The organism is Burkholderia sp. IMCC1007 (assembly GCF_027257875.1).
Classification (GTDB): Bacteria; Pseudomonadota; Gammaproteobacteria; order Burkholderiales; family Burkholderiaceae; genus Burkholderia.
The window spans coordinates 20,969-40,368 of sequence record NZ_JAPVQY010000022.1 but is presented as its reverse complement, the minus strand read 5'-3'; the positions used below and the strand labels follow the sequence as shown (position 1 = coordinate 40,368).

Below are 19,400 nucleotides of genomic sequence, written 5' to 3'. Positions count from 1 at the left end.
GCGCATTCGTACTCGCGCCGCGATGACGTCTCCGCGCCCCTTCCCGACTCGACCGGCCGAGGCGATCGGCACCAGCACCGGCATCGACACACGCGCCGAATGGCCGCCCCGCCGCTAATGCAACGGCCGTTCGAGCTTGATGTTGTATCGCTTCACCTTTGCGTACAACGCCGGCTTCGAGATTTCGAGCAGGGCCGCGCAACGCGTGACGTTGAATCGGCACGCGGCCAGCGCGTGAAGGATTGCGTCGCGCTCGACATCCCGCAGCGATTGAAGCGGCTGATCGCCTCGCGCGTCGGGCTTTCCATGCACGCGGGACGCCGGTATCGGATCCGACATCCCGCCCGCACCGCGCGTCGGCCGCAACAAGGCCGACACGTCGTCGATGATGCCTTCGTCGGTGAGGTTCACCGTGCGCTCGACGAGATTCTCGAGCTCCCGGACATTGCCGGGCCATGCGTACGCATGCATCTGATCGAGCGCCCGCTTGCTGAACCCGAAGATCTTCTTGTCGAGCAGCGCGGCGTACTTGCTGAGGAAGAAGTTCGCGGTCGCCGTGATGTCGGCCTTGCGCGATCGCAACGGCGGAATCGAGATCTCGATGACGTTGCAGCGATAGTACAGATCCTCGCGAAACTCCTTCGCCGCCACCATCGCTTCCAGATCGCGGTTGCTCGCACAGATGATGCGCACGTCGATCGGGATGCCTTTGGTATCGCCGAGCCGCGTCACTTCGCGCTCCTGAAGTACGCGCAGCAGCTTCGCCTGCACGTCGATCGGAAGCTCCGAAATTTCATCGAGAAAGACGGTGCCGCCGTCGGCGGACTCGAATTTCCCCGGCCGCCCTTCCTTGGTCGCCCCGGTGAAACTGCCCGGCGCGTGCCCGAACAGTTCGCTTTCGATCAGGTCGTGCGGCAGCGCGGCGCAGTTGATCGCAATGAACGGCTGCGCGTGGCGCGCGCTCGCGTTGTGGATCGACTGCGCGAAAACCTCCTTGCCGACGCCGCTCTCGCCGCTGAGCAGCAGATTCGCCGAACCGTGCGCCGCCTTGCGCGCCGCGCCGATCGCGTCGAGCAGACTGTCGCTCTGCCCGACGATGTTCTCGAACGTATAGCGCGCATAGTTGCCTGCATACTTGCCGGCGATGCGGCGCACGCGCTTGATCTCGCGAAACGTGTTGACGACGGACACCACCTGCCCGCAGCTGTTCTTCACGGGAATCGCCGTGTCGATCAGGTGCAGGTGACGGGCCGGTGAATCGATGATGAGTTCGCGATCGACGTAACCCACGCCCGTCGTGAAGATCGGCGCGATGATCGGCTCGAAGTCGATCAGCGCCTCGAGCGGCCGGCCGATGCTGGCCACCGGATCGATCCCGAGAATCCGCCCCGCGACGGTACTCGCGTGACGCACGATGCCGCCGCGGCCGAGCACCATCAGCCCGTCGCCGATGTGATCGATGATCGCCTTCTGCTCTTCCACCAGCGTCTGGTGCGCGACGAGATCGAAATGGCTTTTCAGCGACACGCTGAGCGTGATGTCGAGCAGCGCGAGCAGGTCGTGCAGCGATCGCGCGTCGCGCTCCGCGCGCCGCAACGCGAGCAGGTAGACCGTGGCCGGCCCGGCCGACACGCAGGTAGCGGCGCAGTAGAGGCCGCCTGCGGCTGCGAGCGGCACGTCGACCGTCGCGTTGCCGCTTTCGCGCAGCGAACCGCGGACATCGCGCAGCAGCCGGTCGAGTTCCAGCGCGCCGACGTCGATGCCGCACTGCGCGGCCAGCGCGCGCGCATCGTCGTCGGCCGCTTCGAGCGGAACCGCGTCGTCGCTCAACGTCAGCACGTACGCGCCGAACCGGTGCGCCGCAACATGCCTCGCATCGCGCCAGCAAGCCGTATCGATCGCGGAACGGAGATCGGCGGATCGGTCGGCAGCGCTCAGACTTCGCTCGTCCATTGTCGTTCGCAGCACGGTGGCAGATCCGCCCAGCTTACCAGCGCAAAAACCGTTCATGTTGAACCCGGTTGCCGCTCGTGCGACGAACGCCGGCGCCACGGCCGGCCACTGTCGGCCATGCCGGCCATTGCCGCGATCAACGGCGCGACGCGGCCTTTTTCTCGATCGCGGCGCGATCGACGATCGCGCGTGCATGCGTTCCGCTGCCGACCTGCCCTTTCGGATCGCGCACGACGACGTCGAAGACGAACAGGCTGCCGTCCCGCCCGCGGAAACTGGCCGTGGCGCTCACTTGCGCATCGACCGGCGTGGGTGCCGAGTGCGTCAGCTGCGTCGTGACGCCGACCGACAATTGCCCGTCCTCCAGCTCGCCGCGCATGATTTCCGCACATGCGCGCTCCATCAGACCGAGCATCGCGGGCGTCGACATCACGTCCGGGTACGTTTCGTCCGAATCGTTGCCGAAGGCGGAAGCCAGGTCCTGCACGGCGACCCGACGCGTCAGGGTCGCCGTCGCTCCGGAATGGATCATGAAATCTCCTTTTCGGTCAAACCATTGCCGCACTGCCGATGCAGCGCGGTTGAATCTCGACAGCGCCGGGCCGTTCATCCATCGATGCACGGCCCGGCGCAACCAAGGCGCTGCCCCGAACCGAACCGCGCTTCGACGCCGCGCCCGCTACTTCGCGCCGACCGGCGTCAGGGTGCCGCCCGACAGCTTGTAGACGGTCACCGGCGCATCGATCCAGTCGCCCTGCGCGTCGAACTTCACCGGCCCGAGCATGCTGGGAAACGATTGCTCGCGCATCACCTTCGAATACGCGTCGGGCGACGTCGAATTGGCCTTTTGCATCGCATCGGCCACGACGAGCGTCGCCGCATAGAAACTCGGCGCATAGGTATCCACGTCGGCGCCGAACGTGCGCTTGAACCGGCTCCTGAAACGCTTGCCGTCGGGCAGGCTGTCGAGCGGCGCGCCGCCCTGCGCACAGAACATCTTGTTGTCGAGCACGTTGTTCGACAGCTTGCCGAACTCCGGCGAGCAGATGCCGTCGCCGCCGACCAGCACCGCGTTGATGCCGAGATCGACCATCTGGCGTGCGAGCAGCGCCGCCTGCGCGTAATAGCCGCCGTAGAACACGACCTGCGGATTCGTCGCCTTGATGTGCGTCAGGATGCCCTTGAAGTCCGTCGTCTTGTCCGTGCTGTATTCGCGCGCGACGACGGTCATGCCGTTCTTTTCCGCGGTCTTCACGAACACGTCCGCCACGCCGGTGCCGTACGCGGTCCGGTCGTCGACCACGGCCGCGCGCTTGAGCTTCAGCACGTTGGCCGAGTAATCGGCCATACGCCGGCCCATCACGTTGTCGTTCGTCGCGAGACGATAAACGTACGGAAATCCGAGCCGGGTCAGCTCCGGGTTCGACGACGCGCCCGTGATCATCACGACATGCGCGTCGTTGTAGATCCGCGCGGCCGGAATGCTGACGCCGGAGTTGTAGTGTCCGATCACGGCCGCCACGCCGCCGTCGACCAGCTTCTGCGCGACGTTCACGCCCACCTTCGGGTCGCCCTGATCGTCGACCGACACCAGTTGAAACCTGACCGGCTGTCCGCCGATCACCAGCTTGCGCGCATTCAGCTCGTCGATGGCCAGCTGCACGCCGCGTTCGTCGTCCTTGCCGCTCTGGGCCGAGCTGCCCGTCAGCGGGCCGGCCGCGCCGATCTTGACGACGGTATCGGCACTCGCACCGGACGACAACCCGGCAACGCCGGCACCGACGACGGTGACGGCAAACATCAGGATCGTGCGTTTCATTTCAATTCCCCCGAAATGGCGGACTGCGATTGAGTGAGGACCTCGCGAACGGGCGACAGCGTCGTGAACTCGAAGTCGGGACGCGGCTGCCACGGCCCGAGCGTGTCCGCCGAGCGGTTGATCCACGCCACGTGCATGCCGAGCGGCTTCGCGCCATCGATATCCGCCCAACTGGCGAGCGAACAGTGCAGCACGTTGTGCGCGTCGAGCCCGAGGCGATCCAGCGCGAGGCTGAAGATCAGGTGCGAAGGCTTGTACGCGTTGGCCATCTCGGCCGTCGTGACATGCTCGAAGTAGCGCGTGAGCTGGCTTCTGCGCCAGAGGTCGCTATCCATGTTCGTGATCGGCATCAGCGGATAGCGCGACCCCGCCCAGTCGAGAAACTCGAGTGCATCCGCGTGCGGCGGCGACGACTCGACGAGGTGCGTGAGCAGCACGTCGGTGAGCGCCGCGACGTCGTGGCCGTCGAGCGCGCTCGGGAACAGCGCGTCGATGCAAGCGGCGAGCGCGTCCTGCGCGACCGCGCGATAGCTGCGGTACGCGCCGCCGCGATAGGTCTGCACGTTGCGCATGTCCCAGTCGAGATACACGTCGAACACCGGGCGCGAAGAAGCGACGCCGAGGATGCGCATGACTTCGGCGATCCCCGCCATGCCGCCCTTGTCGACATCCACGAGCGTGCCGAAATAGTCGAACGTCAGTGCTTTGATCTTCATGGTCATTTCCTCGCGGCAAAGGCCTGCACACGGCGGGCGGCGTCGGGCGTCGCAAACGCCGCGACGGTTGCGGACTGCTCGAGTTCGAGACTGCGCGTCAAATCAGTCGACAGCTCCATCGTCAGCAGACGCTTCAGTCTCGATACCGAAAAGACGGAACGCTCGGCCACGCGCGTGGCCAGTTCCAGCGCGGTTTCCACGACCTTCGCCGGTTCGACGACGCGATTGACGAGGCCCAGCGCATGCAGTTGCCGCGCCGACTGGCGCTCACCCAGCAGCCACAGTTCCATCGCGCGCTGATGGCCGACGCTCTGCGGCAGGAGTTGCGTCACCCCCCCGGTGACGAACTGCCCCCACTCCATTTCGGGGAAAAAGCACACCAGGTCGTCCGACGCCACGACCAGATCGCAGTTGAGCAGCCACTCGAATCCGCCGCCGACGGCAAACCCGTGCACGGCGCCGATCACCGGCTTGCCGTTGAACATCAGGTCGCGCGTGATCTGCTGGATGCGTTCGACGTGGCTGCAGATGCTTGCATCGCTCTCGGTCTGCCTGTCGAACTCCTTCAGATCGTCGCCCGCGCAGAAGGCCCGGCCCGCGCCCGTGAACACGATCGCGTTGCAGCCTTCGTCGGCATTGACTTCCACGAGCGCGCGATGAAGATCGTCCAGCAGGTCGCCGCTGATCGCGTTCAGCCGCTCCGGGCGATCGAGGATCACCGTCGACACGGCGCCCGATTTCTCGATTCTTGCGTAGCGCATCACGCCTCCTTTTCGACCCAGCGGGTTTTTCCTTCGGTACGCGGGAAATGCTCGAACGGCACCATCGTCACGTCTGCCGTCGAACCGACCCGCGTGCGGATCGCCGCCTCGACCTGCTCCCGGGCCTTCGGCCAGTCGGCGGCGGGCAAGCCCTGCGCGGCTTCGACCGTCATCGTGATCCGGTCGTACGGCCCGTCGCCCTTCAGCACGATCCGGAAGATGCCCGACGCCCATTGCGGCAGCGATTCGACGGCCACGCGAACGGCGCTCGGGAACACGTTGATGCCGCGCACGTTGAACATGTCGTCGGTGCGGCCGGTCACGCGGAATCGCCACGCCGTGCGGCCGTCCGGTCCGCGATCGACGCCAGTCACGGTGACGACGTCCCGCGTGCGGTAGCGAACGAGCGGTTGGCATTCCTTCTGCAAGTGCGTACAGACGAGTTCGCCGACGGTCCCCGCTTCGATCGGCAGGCGTTGCAACGTGGCGGGATCGATGATTTCCGCAAAGACGACGTCGCTCGCGTGATACAGCAGGTCGTTGGTCCAGTCGGTTTGTCCGCCGAGAATGCTCAGGACTTCCGACAGACCGAAGTTGGCGTTGCGGATCCTGAAGCCCCACTTCTCTTCCATCGCGTTGCGCAGATCCAGGTTGTCGAGGCCGGCCTCGCCGCCGAACAGGCCCAACGTCAACTTCAGGTCGCGGGGGCGAAGATCGGTCGATTCACGCAGGATCTGTTCGATGAGCCCCGGATACGAAGGCGTGCACGAAATCGCGTTGATGCCGAGATTGACGATCGAGTCGATCAGCACGCGCGTATTGCCGACGCCGAACGGCACGACCGTCGCGCCGGTCGCCTCGAGAATCGTGTGATCGGTGAAGCCGCCGGTCCACATGCAGTAGTTCAGGCAGTGCACCACGCGGTCCGTCGGCCGCAACCCGGCGGCCCACATCGAGCGCGCGCCGACCTGTGCGATCCGGTACGCATCGGCCGCGCTGTTCGCAAGAATCAGCGGGCGCCCGGTGGTCCCGGACGTGCGATGAAGCCGGGACACGCCCGCCTCGCCGCAGGCCACGTAGTCGCCGAATGGCGAGGCCGCCTCCTGGCTGATCCGGAGCTCGTCCTTCTCGGTAAACGGCAACTCCTGCAGTGAATCCAGCGTCACCTCCCGGTCGATCCAGCGCGACAACTTCCCTCGATAGAACGTCGACATCGAACGGATGTAGTCCCATTGGGTCGACCATAGTCCGTCCTGATGCCGGCGCATCCGTCCGGGCGGCAAGGTTTCGAATTCCTCGTCGAATAGCGCGTTGTTTGCGTTGATTGACGACTCCACTTTCATGTTCTCGCTTCCTTTAGCATGACGAATCTATATGGCCGACGCAGTCGTGACGCCGGCTCGGATATCCCGATCGCTTTCGGGACCGTCGTACGTTTCGCTGGCATCGGGCGGGCTTCTCCGGATCGTTTGCGCTCTAATACTGCAAAGGCCGTGCCAATTGGAAATCAGACCGGGAACCGTTGTCCGGCGCGCGTGTGCGATCGGCGCGACAGTCCGCCGTATTCAATCTGAACGGAAAGAATCTTTACGATCGGCAGGGAAATTGACTGTGGACGACGATTAGCCGGAAGCGTTCCGCGAGTGACGCGGTCCGAAAATGCAGCCTTCATAAGGCAACGCCTATCAACCCCATTGACGTCAGTGCCTTCCGTGCATATCGTCACTTTCCGATATAAGATTCGGCCATCGACGATACCTCGTGAGCTCGGGCTTACTGACCGAACGCCCCGACCACCGCCTTTCCATGCCGACCGAACTCGACATCGACGCGATCCTGAAAGCGCTCTCGAACCCCGTGCGCCGGGAAATCCTCGTCTGGCTGAAAACGCCCGACGCGCATTTCCCGGCGCAGACGCTGCCGTATGACCACGGCGTCTGCGCGGGCCAGATCGATGCGCGCTGCGGGCTGTCGCAGTCGACCGTCTCCGCGCACCTCGCGACGCTGCAGCGCGCGGGGCTCGTGACGTCGACGCGGATCGGCCAGTGGGCGTTCTTCCGGCGCAACGAGGCCGTCATCGACGCATTTCACGACGCGCTGCGCCGCGAACTCTAGCCACCGGCCGAATCGGCCCTGCGGGTATCGGCCGCGTGCGCTGCACCGGCTTGCCCGTTTTTCGTGAAGAGGTTATCTGCCATGCCCACCCTGTTCGACCCCGTTACCCTCGGTGACCTGCACCTGCCGAACCGCGTCGTGATGGCGCCGCTCACCCGTGCCCGCGCCAGCGCCGGGCGCGTGCCGAACGACCTGATGGCCCGCTATTACGCCGAACGCGCGTCGGCCGGCCTCATCATCAGCGAAGCGACGTCGGTCACGCCGCAGGGCGTCGGCTACGCGGACACGCCGGGCATCTGGTCCGACGAGCAGGTCGAAGGCTGGAAGCGCGTGACGCAAGCCGTGCACGCGGCCGGCGGCCGCATCGTGCTGCAGCTCTGGCACGTCGGCCGGATTTCCGACCCGATGTTCCTGGACGGCGACCTGCCGGTCGCGCCGAGCGCGATCGCCGCCGGCGGCAACGTGAGCCTCGTGCGCCCGGCGCGTCCGTTCGTGACGCCGCGCGCGCTCGAACTCGATGAAATTCCGGGCATCGTCGCCGCGTACCGCAAGGGCGCGGAAAACGCGAAGAAGGCCGGCTTCGACGGCGTCGAGATCCACGGCGCGAACGGCTACCTGCTCGACCAGTTCCTGCAGGACAGCACCAATCATCGCACCGACGCATACGGCGGCCCGATCGAGAATCGCGCGCGCCTGCTGCTCGAAGTGGTCGACGCGGCGATCGACGTGTGGGGCGCGGGCCGTGTGGGCGTGCACCTCGCACCGCGCGGCGACGCGCACACGATGGGCGATTCCGATCCGGCCGCGACGTTCGGCTATGTCGCGCGCGAACTCGGCCGCCGCAAGATCGCGTTCATCTTCACGCGCGAAGCGTATTCGGGCGACCATCTGAGCCCGCGTCTGAAGGAAGCGTTCGGCGGCCCGCTGATCGCGAACGAGCAGTTCACGCCGGAATCCGCGCAGGAAACGCTCGCGAGCGGCAATGCCGACGCGATCGCGTGGGGCAAGCTGTTCATCGCGAACCCCGACCTGCCGCGCCGCCTCGAACTCGACGCGCCGCTGAACACGCCGGTGCCGGACACGTTCTACGCGCAAGGCGAAACGGGTTACACCGACTACCCGGCGCTCAGCGACGCGGCCTGACGCGTCGAGCTCATGCGCGCACGTCCGCGCGCATGAACACGCGCCGCGTCTCGTCGAGCCCGCGGGCAACGTGGTGCGCGCGGATCGCGCGCAGCGTGTCGTCGAGCGCTGCGTCGTCGACGATGTGAAAACCGAGGCGCGCGTAGTACGGCGCATTCCACGGCGCGTCGCGAAACGTCGACAGCACGATCTGCGCGACGCCGTCTTGCGCGGCGCGCGCGATGATCCGTTCGATCAGGCGCGCGCCGATCCGCTGCCCGGCATGCGACGGCGCGACATCCAGTTCCTCCAGATAGAGCCGCTGCGCGTCGAGCAGCCGGTAGAACGCGAAGCCGACGCACACGCCCGCTTCATCGGTCGCGACATACGCGCGGCCGTCGTCGATGCGCGCGCGCACGTCGGCCGCGTCGGTCGGCTCGCCGTCGGCGATGTCGGCCATGCCGATGGCGCGAAAGCGTTGCGCGGCGGCGACTTCCACTGCGGCCATGGCGGCCGCGTCTTCGCGCGTGGCGCGGCGAATCCGGATCGGTGCTGTCATTACGACGAGGTAGGCAGGCGGCAACGGCCGTCACTATAATCGAAACTTCAGATCTTTCGAACGCCGTTTCCCGAGGTTCGCCATGACGCTGTCCGCGCTCGCCGTATTCGCCCTCGCCCTGCTCGTCACCGCCGGCACGCCCGGCCCGAGCGTCGCCGCGCTCGTCGCGCGCGTGCTGACGAACGGCGTGCGAGACGTGCTGCCGTTCCTCGCCGCGATGTGGATCGGCGAAGCGCTGTGGCTCACGCTGGCGGTGGCCGGGCTGTCCGCGTTCGCGCGCACGTTCGAGACGGGCCTGCTCGTGCTGAAGCTGCTCGGCGTCGCGTACCTGCTGTTCCTCGCGTGGAAGATGTGGACCGCGCCGACCGACACGCAGGCCGGCGACCTGCCGCGCGGCCAGTCGCCGTGGCGCATGTTCGTCGCGGGCACGCTGGTCACGCTCGGCAACCCGAAGATCATGCTGTTCTATCTCGCGCTGCTGCCGACGATCGTCGATCTCACGCATGTCGGCGTGCTCGCGTGGGCCGAGCTGGTCGGCACGATGCTCGCGATCCTGGTGTTCGCCGACTGCTTCTGGTCGCTGCTCGCGGTGCGTGCGCGGGCATTCCTGACGTCGGCGCGCGCCAAGCGGATCGCGAATCGCACGAGCGCGACCGCGATGGCCGGTGCGGCGGTGGCGATCGCGACGCGGTGAGTCGGCAATCACTCGTCGTCCAGCATCGCCGTCCGCCAACCATAGGGCTCGTTTCGGACATGCCGCTCAAAACGCTTTGCTACGCCTGCCAGTCCCGTGTCTCGATGACGCCGGGTGAAGTCTTCACGTGCGACGCATGCTTCCAGCCGCAAATTGCGATCGAAGCATGGGATATCGGCTCATCGTTCACGCTATGCCCTCGCCTGCGGAATCATGCGGGCATCATGTTTAGGACCTCACTGAATCGGGACGAGAAGGCATTTCTGGCCGACCGAGGTGTCACCTTCCTGATACCACCTGCCGACTTCCCCGCGTTCGTCGACACATCCGTCCTGGAACATCAAACGAACCCTGCCGCCTGCTTCAGCGGATGTGCGTGGGGCGCTAGCTACTACCATCTGTCCGGCTGGCCCGAATCCTCTCACCACAAGACCTATCTGATCTACCCGCTGTTCAGGCTGACCGAAAACGATGTCCTCTTTCATGGCACCACGTCACACTGCGCCAACGGCATCATGACCACAGGCAAACTGCTTCCGCCCAGCGCAACCGGCGAGAAGACACATGGCTTTCCCTCCGAACGGGATATCCGCTATGTCGGCCTCGACAAGTCGCCGGCCGACGATCATGACAAAGGCGCACTGATCGAGCTCGAATACACGGGATGGGTGCTGGATACGCACCTCGGGTTATCGACACACCCGCTGCACTCACTTCACGAGCGACTGCCCGCTGACGTTCCGGCCATTCAGTTTCATGAAAGAGGTCGTGCGATCGCATTTCGCATTGATGCAGTCGTCACCCCCAAAGATACTGAGCACAATCGGCAACTCTGGGATACCATCGCGCCTCCCCGGCCCACTGAACATTGATTCAGAAGGACCATGACATGGGCCGGACAAGATTGGCCTCGATAGCACCAAGCTTCAGAAATTCACGCGAATCCCCGCCATCACCGCGAGCTGGCGGCTCGAATTGCTGTTCGCGAGCACCGGAATCTGCGCGTAGTTCACCGCGTTGCCGTTCGCATCGGTGCCGAGCCCCGTGCCGCTCGCGATCTGGCCGATCGCGACCGCATACAGCGCGGTGCGCTTCGACAGGCTGTAGTTCGTGCCGATGTTCAGCTGGTGGAAACGCGTCGTGCCGCGCCCGTCGGTGTGCGCGGCGTTGAAGATGTACGCTACGCCGCCCTGCAGCGCCGGCGTGAACATGTACGTGACGTTCAGCTCGCCGATGTCGAACGTGAACGCCTGCGTGCGCGGCTGCGTGTCGGTCGAGAAATAGCGGCTGTCGCCAAGACGCGTGTGCGTGTAGGTCAGCGCGACGGTGGCGGCGCCGAGCGTCGCCGAGCCGCCCGCGCCGAATGCGCGCATCGACCCGGCGTCCTGCAGCAGGCAGTACATCGCGCCGGGGTTGCTGCACGCGAAGTCGCCGATATAGCCGCTCGCGCCGCCGAGCGCCGCATCGAGCGGCTGATGCAGGTCGAGATAGCCGACCGAGAACGCGACCGGCGCGCGCGTGTACGTCGCGGCCACCGCATAGCCGCGCTTTGCGGAAAAATCGCCGGCCTGCCCGCCGAAGCTGAACGTGCCTCCGAACGTGAGGCCGTTGAAATCGGCGCTGGTGAACTTCACCGCGTTGTTGAAGTTGAACGCGGCATTCAGGTTGTCGACGTCGCCGAGATGCGAGCCGTACGGCGTCGCCCAGTTGTTGCTCGACACGTACGCGCCGAGCATGTCGGTGTACGAGTCGTATTGCCGGCCGAGGCCGAGCGTGCCGATCCCGTCCTGGCGCAGCCCGACCCATGCCTGCCGGCTGAACGCGGTGCCGCCCTGCAGCGCCTGCCCGTTCGCGGACAGGAACTGCTGTTCGAGCGCGAACACCGCGTCCAGGCCGCCGCCGAGGGGCTCGGCACCCTGGAAGCCGAAGCGCGACGGCACGAGGTTGCCGCCGCCCATCTGCCACGCATGGCCGCCGCCCGTGCTGCCGTCGGCGCGCGTGAACTGCTGGTTCGTCGAGTAGATGATGCCGGTGTCCACGGTCCCGTACAGCGTCACGCTCCCCGAAGTCTGCGCGTGCGCGTGCAGGCACCCCAGCATGGCCGCGGCTGCGGTCAGTCGTCGTCCGTTCTTCATGTCCCGCCCCTCAATGGTCATCGGTTCGCAGTGCAAACCGATGGTGTTGTCGATATGGGTGGCAGGACTTTATCCAGCGAAAATTCCGGACCTCTATCCCAAATCAGCAAACGGTGATGGGGACGGGCAATACACGACGGCGCTCGGCCGCGCCGCCACGGCGGGAAGACGTCATTCGGGGCGCGAGGTTTGCGACGGCAGCTCGCCGAACAGGTCGCGATACTCGCGCGCGAAATAGCCGAGATGCGTGAAGCCCCAGCTCGCGGCGGCCTCGCCGACGCCAAGCTGCTGCGCGGACGTCGTGCGCAGCAGGCGCCGCACCGCGTTCAGCCGGATCGTGCGCAGATAGCCGACGGGCGTGACGTCGGCGACGCGCTGGAAGCTCGTCTGCAGCGTGCGGCGGCTGCAGCGCAGCGCGCGGCACAGCTCGAGCACGGTGACGGGCTCCTCGGGCCGCTCGCGCAGATGCTTCTCGCAACGGCTGACGATATCGCTGTAGGTGGCATGCGTGATGTCGCGCCGCTCGACGCCGATGCCGTGGTCGAGCGCATCGAGGAACATGCCGAGCATCGCGTCGCGGAACATCTTGCGGGTGGCCGCGTATTCGAGGCACGCCGGGTTGCGCTGCGCGTCGTCGATCAGCGCCGACAGCCGCGCGCCGAGCGCGACGCCCTGCGCGTCGGACAGCCGCGTGACATGGCGCAGTTTGCGCGCGCCGGCCGCGCCGAACTCCGCTTCGCACAACTCGTCGACCATGTCGGATGCGGCGCTGATCCCGACGAGCCCCATCCCTTCGGGCGTATGGAATTCGAAATCCTCGCCGGCGCGCAGTGCGAGCAGCGCATAGCCGTCGATCGGCTGGCCCTGGAACGTGCCGGCGACCGGCACCGACAGCGGCACCGCGAGCGACGTGCGTCCGCCCGGCGCGAGGCCGGTTTGCGCGACGCGGCGGTTGGTCGTCTCGCGGAAGAAATGGAAGTCGTCGTACAGCACCTGAGTGACGGTGCCCTTGAACCGGCCCGGCGTCATCTGGCGGTAGACCTGATGCCAGCCCGCGATCGCGAGCCCGTGGTCGTGCACGTCTTCGTGTGAGCGTGACTGGAACAGCATCGGCATCTCCGGTAAAACCCTGATTCTTCATCGCGGCCGCCGGGTTTCGCGCGGCACGCAACGTCACAGCTTACCCCCGCAAAATTCCGCGCAGGGCGGATTCGAATGCGAGACAGGCCGCCGACAGCGCGGCGGCCTGCTCGCCGGTCAGCCGGACGTAACGGCGAAACGACGGCATCCGGTTCACGACCTCGCTGCCGCCGAACGGCACGATGGTGAGCGTCCACAGTCCGTCGCGCGCGGCGATCGTGCAGTCGGTCAGGTGCAAAGGGCGCAGCGCGTCGGCGAGCGATGGCTTTGCAACGAGCGCGGCCGCCGCGCGCACGAATTCGGGGTCGCACCGTGGCGCCGGTTCGGCCGCGACGCCGGTGCGCCGCAGCCAGCCGGTCTGCCGTACGCGGGCGCTGCCGTCGACGGCGGGCCCGCGCGCGGCAACCGCGACCGCCACGCTGACCGTGTGCATCAGGAATTGCCGGTCGACGCGCTCTTCGACGCGCACGCGCACGCCGTTCGGCAGCCGCGCCGTGAGCTCGCCGGATTCGCCGGGGTCGCCGCCTCCAACGCCCCCGCCTTGCACACCGCGCACGGCCCCCAGGTCGGCCAGCACGCGCGCGGCGATCGCGCCGGGACGATGGCCGGCCGGCGGCGCATCGGGCGCCGCGCGCCAGCGGGCGAGCGCGGCCCTCATGATGCGACGTGCTCGTTGCGCAGCACTTCTTCCACCGGCACCGGCTTGAACGGATGCCGGCGCTGCACGACGAGCGTCCAGAACAGCGCGTACAGCGCGGTGAGCCCGAGCATCGCGCCGAACGGCACGTAGATGTCGCGCGCGTTCATGCCGGGCGGCGTGATGTACCAGATCGCGAGCACGATCCCGACGCTCGACACGATCTGCGGCAGCGGGAACAGCGGTGAACGGTACGGGCGCGACAAGTCAGGCCGACGGATGCGCAGCATCACGACCGACGCGGTGACGAGCAGGTACGCGGTGCCCCACGCGCAGGTCGCGGCGAGCACCAGGTGCAGGATGCTGTCGAGATTGCCGTTGATCAGCCACGCATGGAAGATCGGCACGATCGCCGACGCGACGATGCCGACCACCGGCGTCTTGAAGCGCGGATGCAGGTACGCGAAGCAGCGCGGCAGCGCGCCGTCGATCGCCATCCCGTACAGGATGCGCGGCAGCCCGGCCATCAGCGTGTTGATGGTCGCGGCGCCCGCGCACAGGAACGCGATGCCGAACCACACGCGCCCGAACGGCCCGAGCACCTGCAGCGCGAACGCGGGGATCGCGCCCGGCGTGTCGAGCAGGTGCGTGAGGCCGTCGGGGCTCACCGGCACGTTCGCGACCTGGCGGCGGATCGCCGCGCCGTACAGGAACATGCAGACCGCGACGCCGACGAGGCCGATCGCCATCGCGCGCGGAATCGTGCGGCCCGGCGCCTTCATTTCCGGCGCGAGCGGCGTGACGAACTCGCAGCCGACGAACATGAACATCGCCATCCCGACCAGCGACAGCACGGCCGGGATCGACGTGCCGATTTCCGAGCTGCCGAACCAGCCGTCGAGATGCACGGCCGGCGCGGCCGCGAGCCCGAGGATCCCGAAGATCATCAGCGACAGCCACATGCCGACCGTCAGCACGATCTCGAGCTTGCTGAACACCTTGATGCCGATGATGTTGGTGATCGCGAACGTGACCACGAGCCCGACGCCGACGAGCCACGAACTGTTGTGCTTCTCGAACGCGGCGTTCAGCGACTCGAAGTTCACGAGCGCCATGATGCCGCTCAGGATCGTCTCCGCGGTGCCGGCGAACACGTGCACGAGGAAATACGCGGAAATCGTGCCGGTGATCGCCCAGAAGCGGCCGAGCCCGCACGACAGGTAATCGTAAACCGAGCCGGCCGTCGGCAGCATCGCGGCGGCTTCGGAGAAGGTGGTGGCCTGCGCCTGCATCATCACGAACGCGATGATCATCGCGACCGCGAACGCCCAGCCGCCCATCCCGAAGCCCGACGTCGCGGTGAGGATCACCGGGCTCGCCATGATGAGGCCGACCGCGCTCGCCAGCGCGGTCGGAAAGCCGACCGCGCCTGCCGTGAGCACCGCGCCGCCGCCCGCTTCCCCCGGCTTACCGCCGGGCGTATCGCCCGCAGCGCCGGTCACTCCAGACCATCCGGACATCTTCGTCTCCTTCCTTCAGCGACCGGCGGCGGCGCTTCGGCGCCCGCTCCGGTCCGTTGTTTCGCCATCGGCCCGGGCCGGCGCTTCAGCGCTTCGGCACCCGGCCCCTGCTCGTTCACACTCGATCCGATGACGAAAAAATACGCAGGCAAAATAATCCGGTCATAGCCCAAATCGGCAAACCGGCGGTGGGCAGCCTCGCCGCCCACCGCCGGTTCGTCGTCACGCGGGCACGCCGTCAGGCGCTCACGCGAACGGCACGGCCTCGAAGCCCGCCGCGAGCGCGTCGACGATCCGGTCGAGCTGCTCGCGCTGAATCACGAGCGGCGGCGACAGGATGATCTTCGTGCCGACCGGACGCACCAGCACGCCGTGCTCGCGCGCGACTTCCGCGACCGCGTTCGCGTAGCCGGACAGCGGATCGATCGGCTCGCGCGTCGTCTTGTTCGCGACCAGATCGAGCGCGATCATCAGCCCCTTGCCGCGCACCTCGCCGACCGCCGCGAAGCGTTCCGGGAACGACTGCAGCGCTTCGAGCAGATACGCGCCCTGCTTCGCCGCGTTCGCGGGCAGGTCTTCGTTCACGACGATGTCGAGGCTCGCGAGCGCGGCCGCGCAGGCGACCGGATGGCCCGCGTACGTGTAGCCGTGCATGATCGCGCCGCCGAAGTCGGCGTTCGCGGCGAACGCGTCCTCGATGCGCGCATTCACGGCCGTCGCGCCGAGCGGCACGTAGCCCGACGAAATACCCTTCGCGAGACACATGATGTCCGGGCGCACGCCCCAGCCGCGGCTGCCGAACATGCTGCCGCTGCGGCCGAAGCCGGTCACGACTTCGTCGGCGATCAGCAGCACGCCGTAGCGGTCGCACACCTCGCGCACGAGCGGCCAGTAGTTGGCCGGCGGCACGATCACGCCGCCCGCGCCCTGCACCGGTTCCGCGATGAACGCCGCGACCGTGTCGGGGCTCTGGAACTGGATCTCGCGCTCGAGCATTTCCGCGCAGATGCGGCCGAGCTCGTCCGGATCCTGCGTGAACGGATTGCGGTACAGCCAAGGCGTCTCGACGTGGAAGCAGCCGGGCAGGTTCGGTTCGTAGTTGCGGCGGAACACCGTGTTGCCGTTCACCGACGCGCCGCCGAAGTGCGTGCCGTGATAGCCCTGCTTCAGCGAGATGAATTTCGTGCGATCGGCCTGGCCGCGCACTTTCCAGTACTGGCGCGCAATCTTCAGCGCGGTCTCGATCGAGTCGGAGCCGCCCGAGCTGTACAGCACGCGGCGCATGCCTTCCGGCTCCATCATGTCGATCAGCTTCTTCGACAGTTCTTCGGCGCGCGGATGCGACAGGCCGTCGAACAGCTGGAAGTATTCGAGCTCGTCGAGCTGGCGCACGATCGCGTCCTTCACTTCCTGGCGGTTGTGCCCGACGTTCACGTTCCACAGGCCCGCGACGCCGTCGACGAGCTGCTTGCCCGCTTCGTCGAACACGTAGCAGCCGTCGCCGCGCACGATCCGGATCGGCTTGCGCTGTTTCATTTCGTTCGGGTGCAGCATCGGGTGCCAGAACTTCGCTTCGTTGTAGCTCATTGCAATCTCCACTGTCGGATCGTTTGAACCTCGATCGCACCGGATCGCGGTCTTAGGGTGTTCAGGTGTTCGGAATGCGCGCCGCGCGTCAGTGCGCGATGCAGACCGATTTGGTTTCGGTGAAGCCTTCGATCGCGTACTGGCCGAACTCGCGGCCGATGCCCGATTGCTTGTAGCCGCCGAACGGCATCGACGGATCGAGCGGGATATGGCAGTTCACCCACACGGTGCCGGCTTCGATCTGCGGGACGAGGTTCATCACGCGCTTCAGGTCGTTGCTCCAGATGCTCGCGGCGAGCCCGTACGGCGACGCGTTCGCGAGACGCACCGCGTCGGCCGCATCGTCGAACGGCACGACGACGATCACCGGGCCGAACACTTCGTCGTGCACGATCGCGCTGTCCGGATGCGGATCGGCGATCACCGCCGGCTTCACGTAGTAGCCGGGCAGGTCGTCGGCCGGCGTGCCGCCCGCGAGGAACGTGAGGCCCGCGCGGCGCGCGCCTTCGATGTGCTGCACGACCTTGTCGCGATGGTGCGCGGACACGAGCGGGTTGATCTGCGCAGTCGTGTCGAGGCCCGCGCCGAGCTTCATCGACTGCGCGACGCCCGCGAGGCCGTCCGCGAGCTGCGCGAACCTGCTGCGATGCACGTAGATGCGCGATGCGGCCGCGCACACCTGCCCCTGATTGAAGAACGCGCCGGCGGCGACGCCGTCGAGCGCCTGCGCGACGTCGACGTCGTCGAGCATCACGATCGGATTCTTGCCGCCGAGCTCGAGCGAGAAGCGCGTCATGTTCTGCACGGCCGCCGCGCCGACCAGCTTGCCGGTCGCGGTCGAGCCGGTGAACGAGATCTTCGCGATCGACGGGTGGCTCGACAGCGCGGCGCCGCACGTGCGGCCGCCCGTGACCACGTTGAACACGCCGGGCGGCACGCCGGCTTCGCGGGCCAGCTCGGCAAGGCGCAGCGCGGTGAGCGGCGTTTCCGGCGACGGCTTCAGCACGATCGTGCAGCCGGCCGCGAGCGCGGGTATCAGCTTCCACACCGCGATCATCAGCGGAAAATTCCACGGCACGATCGCGGCGACCACGCCGACCGGCTCCTTGCGCGTATAGGCCGTATAGCGCGCGCCGGGCGGGAACGGGATCGACACGTCGAGCGTCTGGCCGGTGATCTTGGTCGCCCAGCCGGCCATGTAGCGCACGTATTCGACGCTCGCGCCGACTTCGACCGCGCGCGACACGTGGATCGACTTGCCTTGGTTCAGCGTTTCGAGCTGCGCGAGCGTTTCGGCGTCGGCTTCGATCAGGTCGGCGAGCTTCAGTAGGATCCGCTCGCGGTCGGCCGGCCGCAGCCCGCGCCACACGCGCGAGTCGAACGCGTGCTTCGCGCTCGCGACCGCGCAATCGACGTCCTGCGCGTCGGCATCGGCGACCGTCGCGAGCCGTTCGCCCGTCGCCGGGTCGTACACGTCGAGCCGGGCCGGCGAGTGCGCGGGCTGCATGTCACCGTCGATGAAAAGGCCGAAGTCGCACGCGACGAAGGTGCGCACGGTGTCGCTGACGGCGACGAAGTTCGTGTTGCTCATGGGCGTCTCGATGGTTGTGGTGACTGGCCGCATGCGCGCGGGCATGCGGGCTTCAGGCCACTGTATCGACGGGGGAACGCGCCCGGTGAGCGCAAATTGGCAGCGCGTGGGGAATCGAAATGCCGGTGATGCGGAGACTGCGAAGGCGACGTACGAATGCCGCGCCATCGTCAGACCAATAGCGCGGCACGCATGCGACTACGGGAAAAATTACAGGAACAATGCGCCGACCAGCTCGGTGCGATTCGACACGCCGAGCTTCCGATACATGCGCATCAGATGCGTCTTGATGGTGGGCTGCCCGAGCGCGAGGTCGCGCGCGATCTCCTTGTTCGAACGGCCGTCGCGCACGAGCCGCGCGATCTGCTCCTCGCGGTAGGTCAGCCGCTCCTCGCAGCCGATCCGGTGAATCCCGCGGCGCGCGCGCAGCAGCGGGCCCAGCGCCGCTTCGGCAACCGGTTGCAACCGCGCCAGCGCGTCGATCTCGCCCGGCGCGAACCGGCCGGCCGTGCTGTTGCCGTGCGGATCGCCGTTGCCGAAGCGCAGCAGCGAAAACGCACCGACCGTCCGCCCCGCTTCGTCGCGCAACCAGATTTCGACGACATCGGCCACATTATGCCGCCGCAGAAAACGGGTCCAGTACGCGGATGCATCGCGTCTTTCGTCAGGCAATTGGGAGGCGAGCGTGACGACTGCGCGGTCGCCTGCCGCGCAGCGCGACGGATGCAGCGGATCGAGCATCCGGTAGCGCGCGATGTAGGTGCGATGCATCGACTCCGGCATGCCGAACAGCTCGAAATCGGCCGGCTCGCCGCTCCGGTCGAGCCGATAGAACACGATCGCGGACGGGCTCGCGAATGCGTCGAACGCATCGACGCACGCGCGCAGTGCGCGTTGCCAGTCGGCGGCTTCATGATCGGCGGGAACGGATGAAGTCGGCATGGAGGGGGCGGCGGGCGGCCGAACGCGTCGAAGTTCGAGCCAGCCTACCGGCGCCGAAATGCGCCGGTGAGCACAAATCGGCAAATCCGCTTCGGGGCGGCGGCGGGAA

General features: G+C 66.9%; 19 protein-coding genes. 4 read left to right on the top strand and 15 right to left on the bottom strand.

Translation table 11 applies throughout. The annotated features are described in order from the left end of the window. Positions 1-114: 114 nt before the first annotated feature. The 6 genes from O1Q03_RS19825 to O1Q03_RS19800 form a co-directional block, all read right to left on the bottom strand. A complete protein-coding gene (locus O1Q03_RS19825) occupies positions 115-1,839 on the bottom strand; it encodes a sigma-54 interaction domain-containing protein (RefSeq protein ID WP_332112543.1) in 1,725 nt (574 codons plus the stop codon). Between the two features lie 250 nt (positions 1,840-2,089). Beyond that, the gene (locus O1Q03_RS19820; RefSeq protein WP_269505581.1) at positions 2,090-2,485 is read right to left on the bottom strand and encodes a thioesterase family protein; all 396 of its coding nucleotides are present in this window, start codon (positions 2,483-2,485) and stop codon (positions 2,090-2,092) included. A 147-nt stretch (positions 2,486-2,632) separates the two neighbouring features. Further along, complete coding sequence (locus O1Q03_RS19815) at positions 2,633-3,754, bottom strand: branched-chain amino acid ABC transporter substrate-binding protein (RefSeq protein WP_442865815.1); 1,122 nt, start codon at positions 3,752-3,754, stop codon at positions 2,633-2,635. A 14-nt stretch (positions 3,755-3,768) separates the two neighbouring features. Beyond that, positions 3,769-4,488 carry an HAD family hydrolase gene (locus O1Q03_RS19810; protein ID WP_269505577.1) on the bottom strand — a complete coding sequence of 240 codons (720 nt, stop codon included), beginning with the start codon at positions 4,486-4,488 and terminating at the stop codon, positions 3,769-3,771. A gap of 2 nt (positions 4,489-4,490) precedes the next feature. Further along, complete coding sequence (locus O1Q03_RS19805; RefSeq protein WP_269505575.1) at positions 4,491-5,249, bottom strand: enoyl-CoA hydratase/isomerase family protein; 759 nt, start codon at positions 5,247-5,249, stop codon at positions 4,491-4,493. Beyond that, positions 5,249-6,592 (bottom strand): phenylacetate--CoA ligase family protein, encoded by a 1,344-nt coding sequence (locus tag O1Q03_RS19800; protein WP_269505573.1) that lies wholly within the window; start codon positions 6,590-6,592, stop codon positions 5,249-5,251. The genes O1Q03_RS19805 and O1Q03_RS19800 overlap by 1 nt, the downstream gene beginning before the upstream one ends. A 463-nt stretch (positions 6,593-7,055) precedes the next feature. Between O1Q03_RS19800 and O1Q03_RS19795 the strand changes: the two genes are divergently transcribed. Next, positions 7,056-7,364, top strand: a complete 309-nt coding sequence (locus O1Q03_RS19795) for an ArsR/SmtB family transcription factor (RefSeq protein WP_096501324.1) — start codon at positions 7,056-7,058, stop codon at positions 7,362-7,364. 81 nt (positions 7,365-7,445) lie between these two features. Continuing rightward, positions 7,446-8,507: an alkene reductase gene (locus tag O1Q03_RS19790; RefSeq protein ID WP_269505570.1), complete on the top strand. Its 1,062-nt coding sequence runs from the start codon at positions 7,446-7,448 to the stop codon at positions 8,505-8,507. A 10-nt stretch (positions 8,508-8,517) separates the two neighbouring features. Here O1Q03_RS19790 and O1Q03_RS19785 read toward each other — a convergent pair whose 3' ends face one another. Further along, positions 8,518-9,045, bottom strand: coding sequence for a GNAT family N-acetyltransferase (locus O1Q03_RS19785; RefSeq protein ID WP_269505569.1), 528 nt, complete (start codon positions 9,043-9,045; stop codon positions 8,518-8,520). An 82-nt stretch (positions 9,046-9,127) separates the two neighbouring features. On the opposite strand from O1Q03_RS19785, the gene O1Q03_RS19780 reads away from it, so the two are divergent. Then, positions 9,128-9,739, top strand: coding sequence for a LysE family translocator (locus tag O1Q03_RS19780; protein ID WP_269505568.1), 612 nt, complete (start codon positions 9,128-9,130; stop codon positions 9,737-9,739). Between the two features lie 59 nt (positions 9,740-9,798). After that, a complete protein-coding gene (locus O1Q03_RS19775; RefSeq protein WP_269505566.1) occupies positions 9,799-10,611 on the top strand; it encodes a hypothetical protein in 813 nt (270 codons plus the stop codon). 54 nt (positions 10,612-10,665) lie between these two features. On the opposite strand, the gene O1Q03_RS19770 is transcribed toward O1Q03_RS19775, so the two are convergent. The 8 genes from O1Q03_RS19770 to O1Q03_RS19735 all read right to left on the bottom strand — a co-directional run bounded on the left by O1Q03_RS19770 (position 10,666) and on the right by O1Q03_RS19735 (position 19,291). Then, on the bottom strand, positions 10,666-11,874 hold the full coding sequence (locus O1Q03_RS19770; RefSeq protein ID WP_269505565.1) for a porin: 1,209 nt from the start codon (positions 11,872-11,874) through the stop codon (positions 10,666-10,668). 171 nt (positions 11,875-12,045) lie between these two features. After that, complete coding sequence (locus O1Q03_RS19765; protein WP_269505564.1) at positions 12,046-12,984, bottom strand: helix-turn-helix domain-containing protein; 939 nt, start codon at positions 12,982-12,984, stop codon at positions 12,046-12,048. A 70-nt stretch (positions 12,985-13,054) separates the two neighbouring features. Continuing rightward, the gene (locus tag O1Q03_RS19760) at positions 13,055-13,672 is read right to left on the bottom strand and encodes a DUF3156 family protein (protein ID WP_269505562.1); all 618 of its coding nucleotides are present in this window, start codon (positions 13,670-13,672) and stop codon (positions 13,055-13,057) included. Then, the gene (locus O1Q03_RS19755; protein WP_269505561.1) at positions 13,669-15,171 is read right to left on the bottom strand and encodes an APC family permease; all 1,503 of its coding nucleotides are present in this window, start codon (positions 15,169-15,171) and stop codon (positions 13,669-13,671) included. Before O1Q03_RS19755 ends, O1Q03_RS19760 begins: the two co-directional genes overlap by 4 nt. Further along, positions 15,150-15,380 (bottom strand): hypothetical protein, encoded by a 231-nt coding sequence (locus tag O1Q03_RS19750; RefSeq protein ID WP_269505560.1) that lies wholly within the window; start codon positions 15,378-15,380, stop codon positions 15,150-15,152. The genes O1Q03_RS19755 and O1Q03_RS19750 overlap by 22 nt, the downstream gene beginning before the upstream one ends. 37 nt (positions 15,381-15,417) lie before the next feature. Then, positions 15,418-16,758: an aspartate aminotransferase family protein gene (locus O1Q03_RS19745; protein ID WP_269505558.1), complete on the bottom strand. Its 1,341-nt coding sequence runs from the start codon at positions 16,756-16,758 to the stop codon at positions 15,418-15,420. Positions 16,759-16,846: 88 nt separating this feature from the next. Beyond that, a complete protein-coding gene (locus O1Q03_RS19740) occupies positions 16,847-18,349 on the bottom strand; it encodes an aldehyde dehydrogenase family protein (protein WP_269505556.1) in 1,503 nt (500 codons plus the stop codon). A 210-nt stretch (positions 18,350-18,559) separates the two neighbouring features. Next, the gene (locus O1Q03_RS19735) at positions 18,560-19,291 is read right to left on the bottom strand and encodes a helix-turn-helix transcriptional regulator (protein ID WP_269505554.1); all 732 of its coding nucleotides are present in this window, start codon (positions 19,289-19,291) and stop codon (positions 18,560-18,562) included. Positions 19,292-19,400 lie beyond the last annotated feature (109 nt).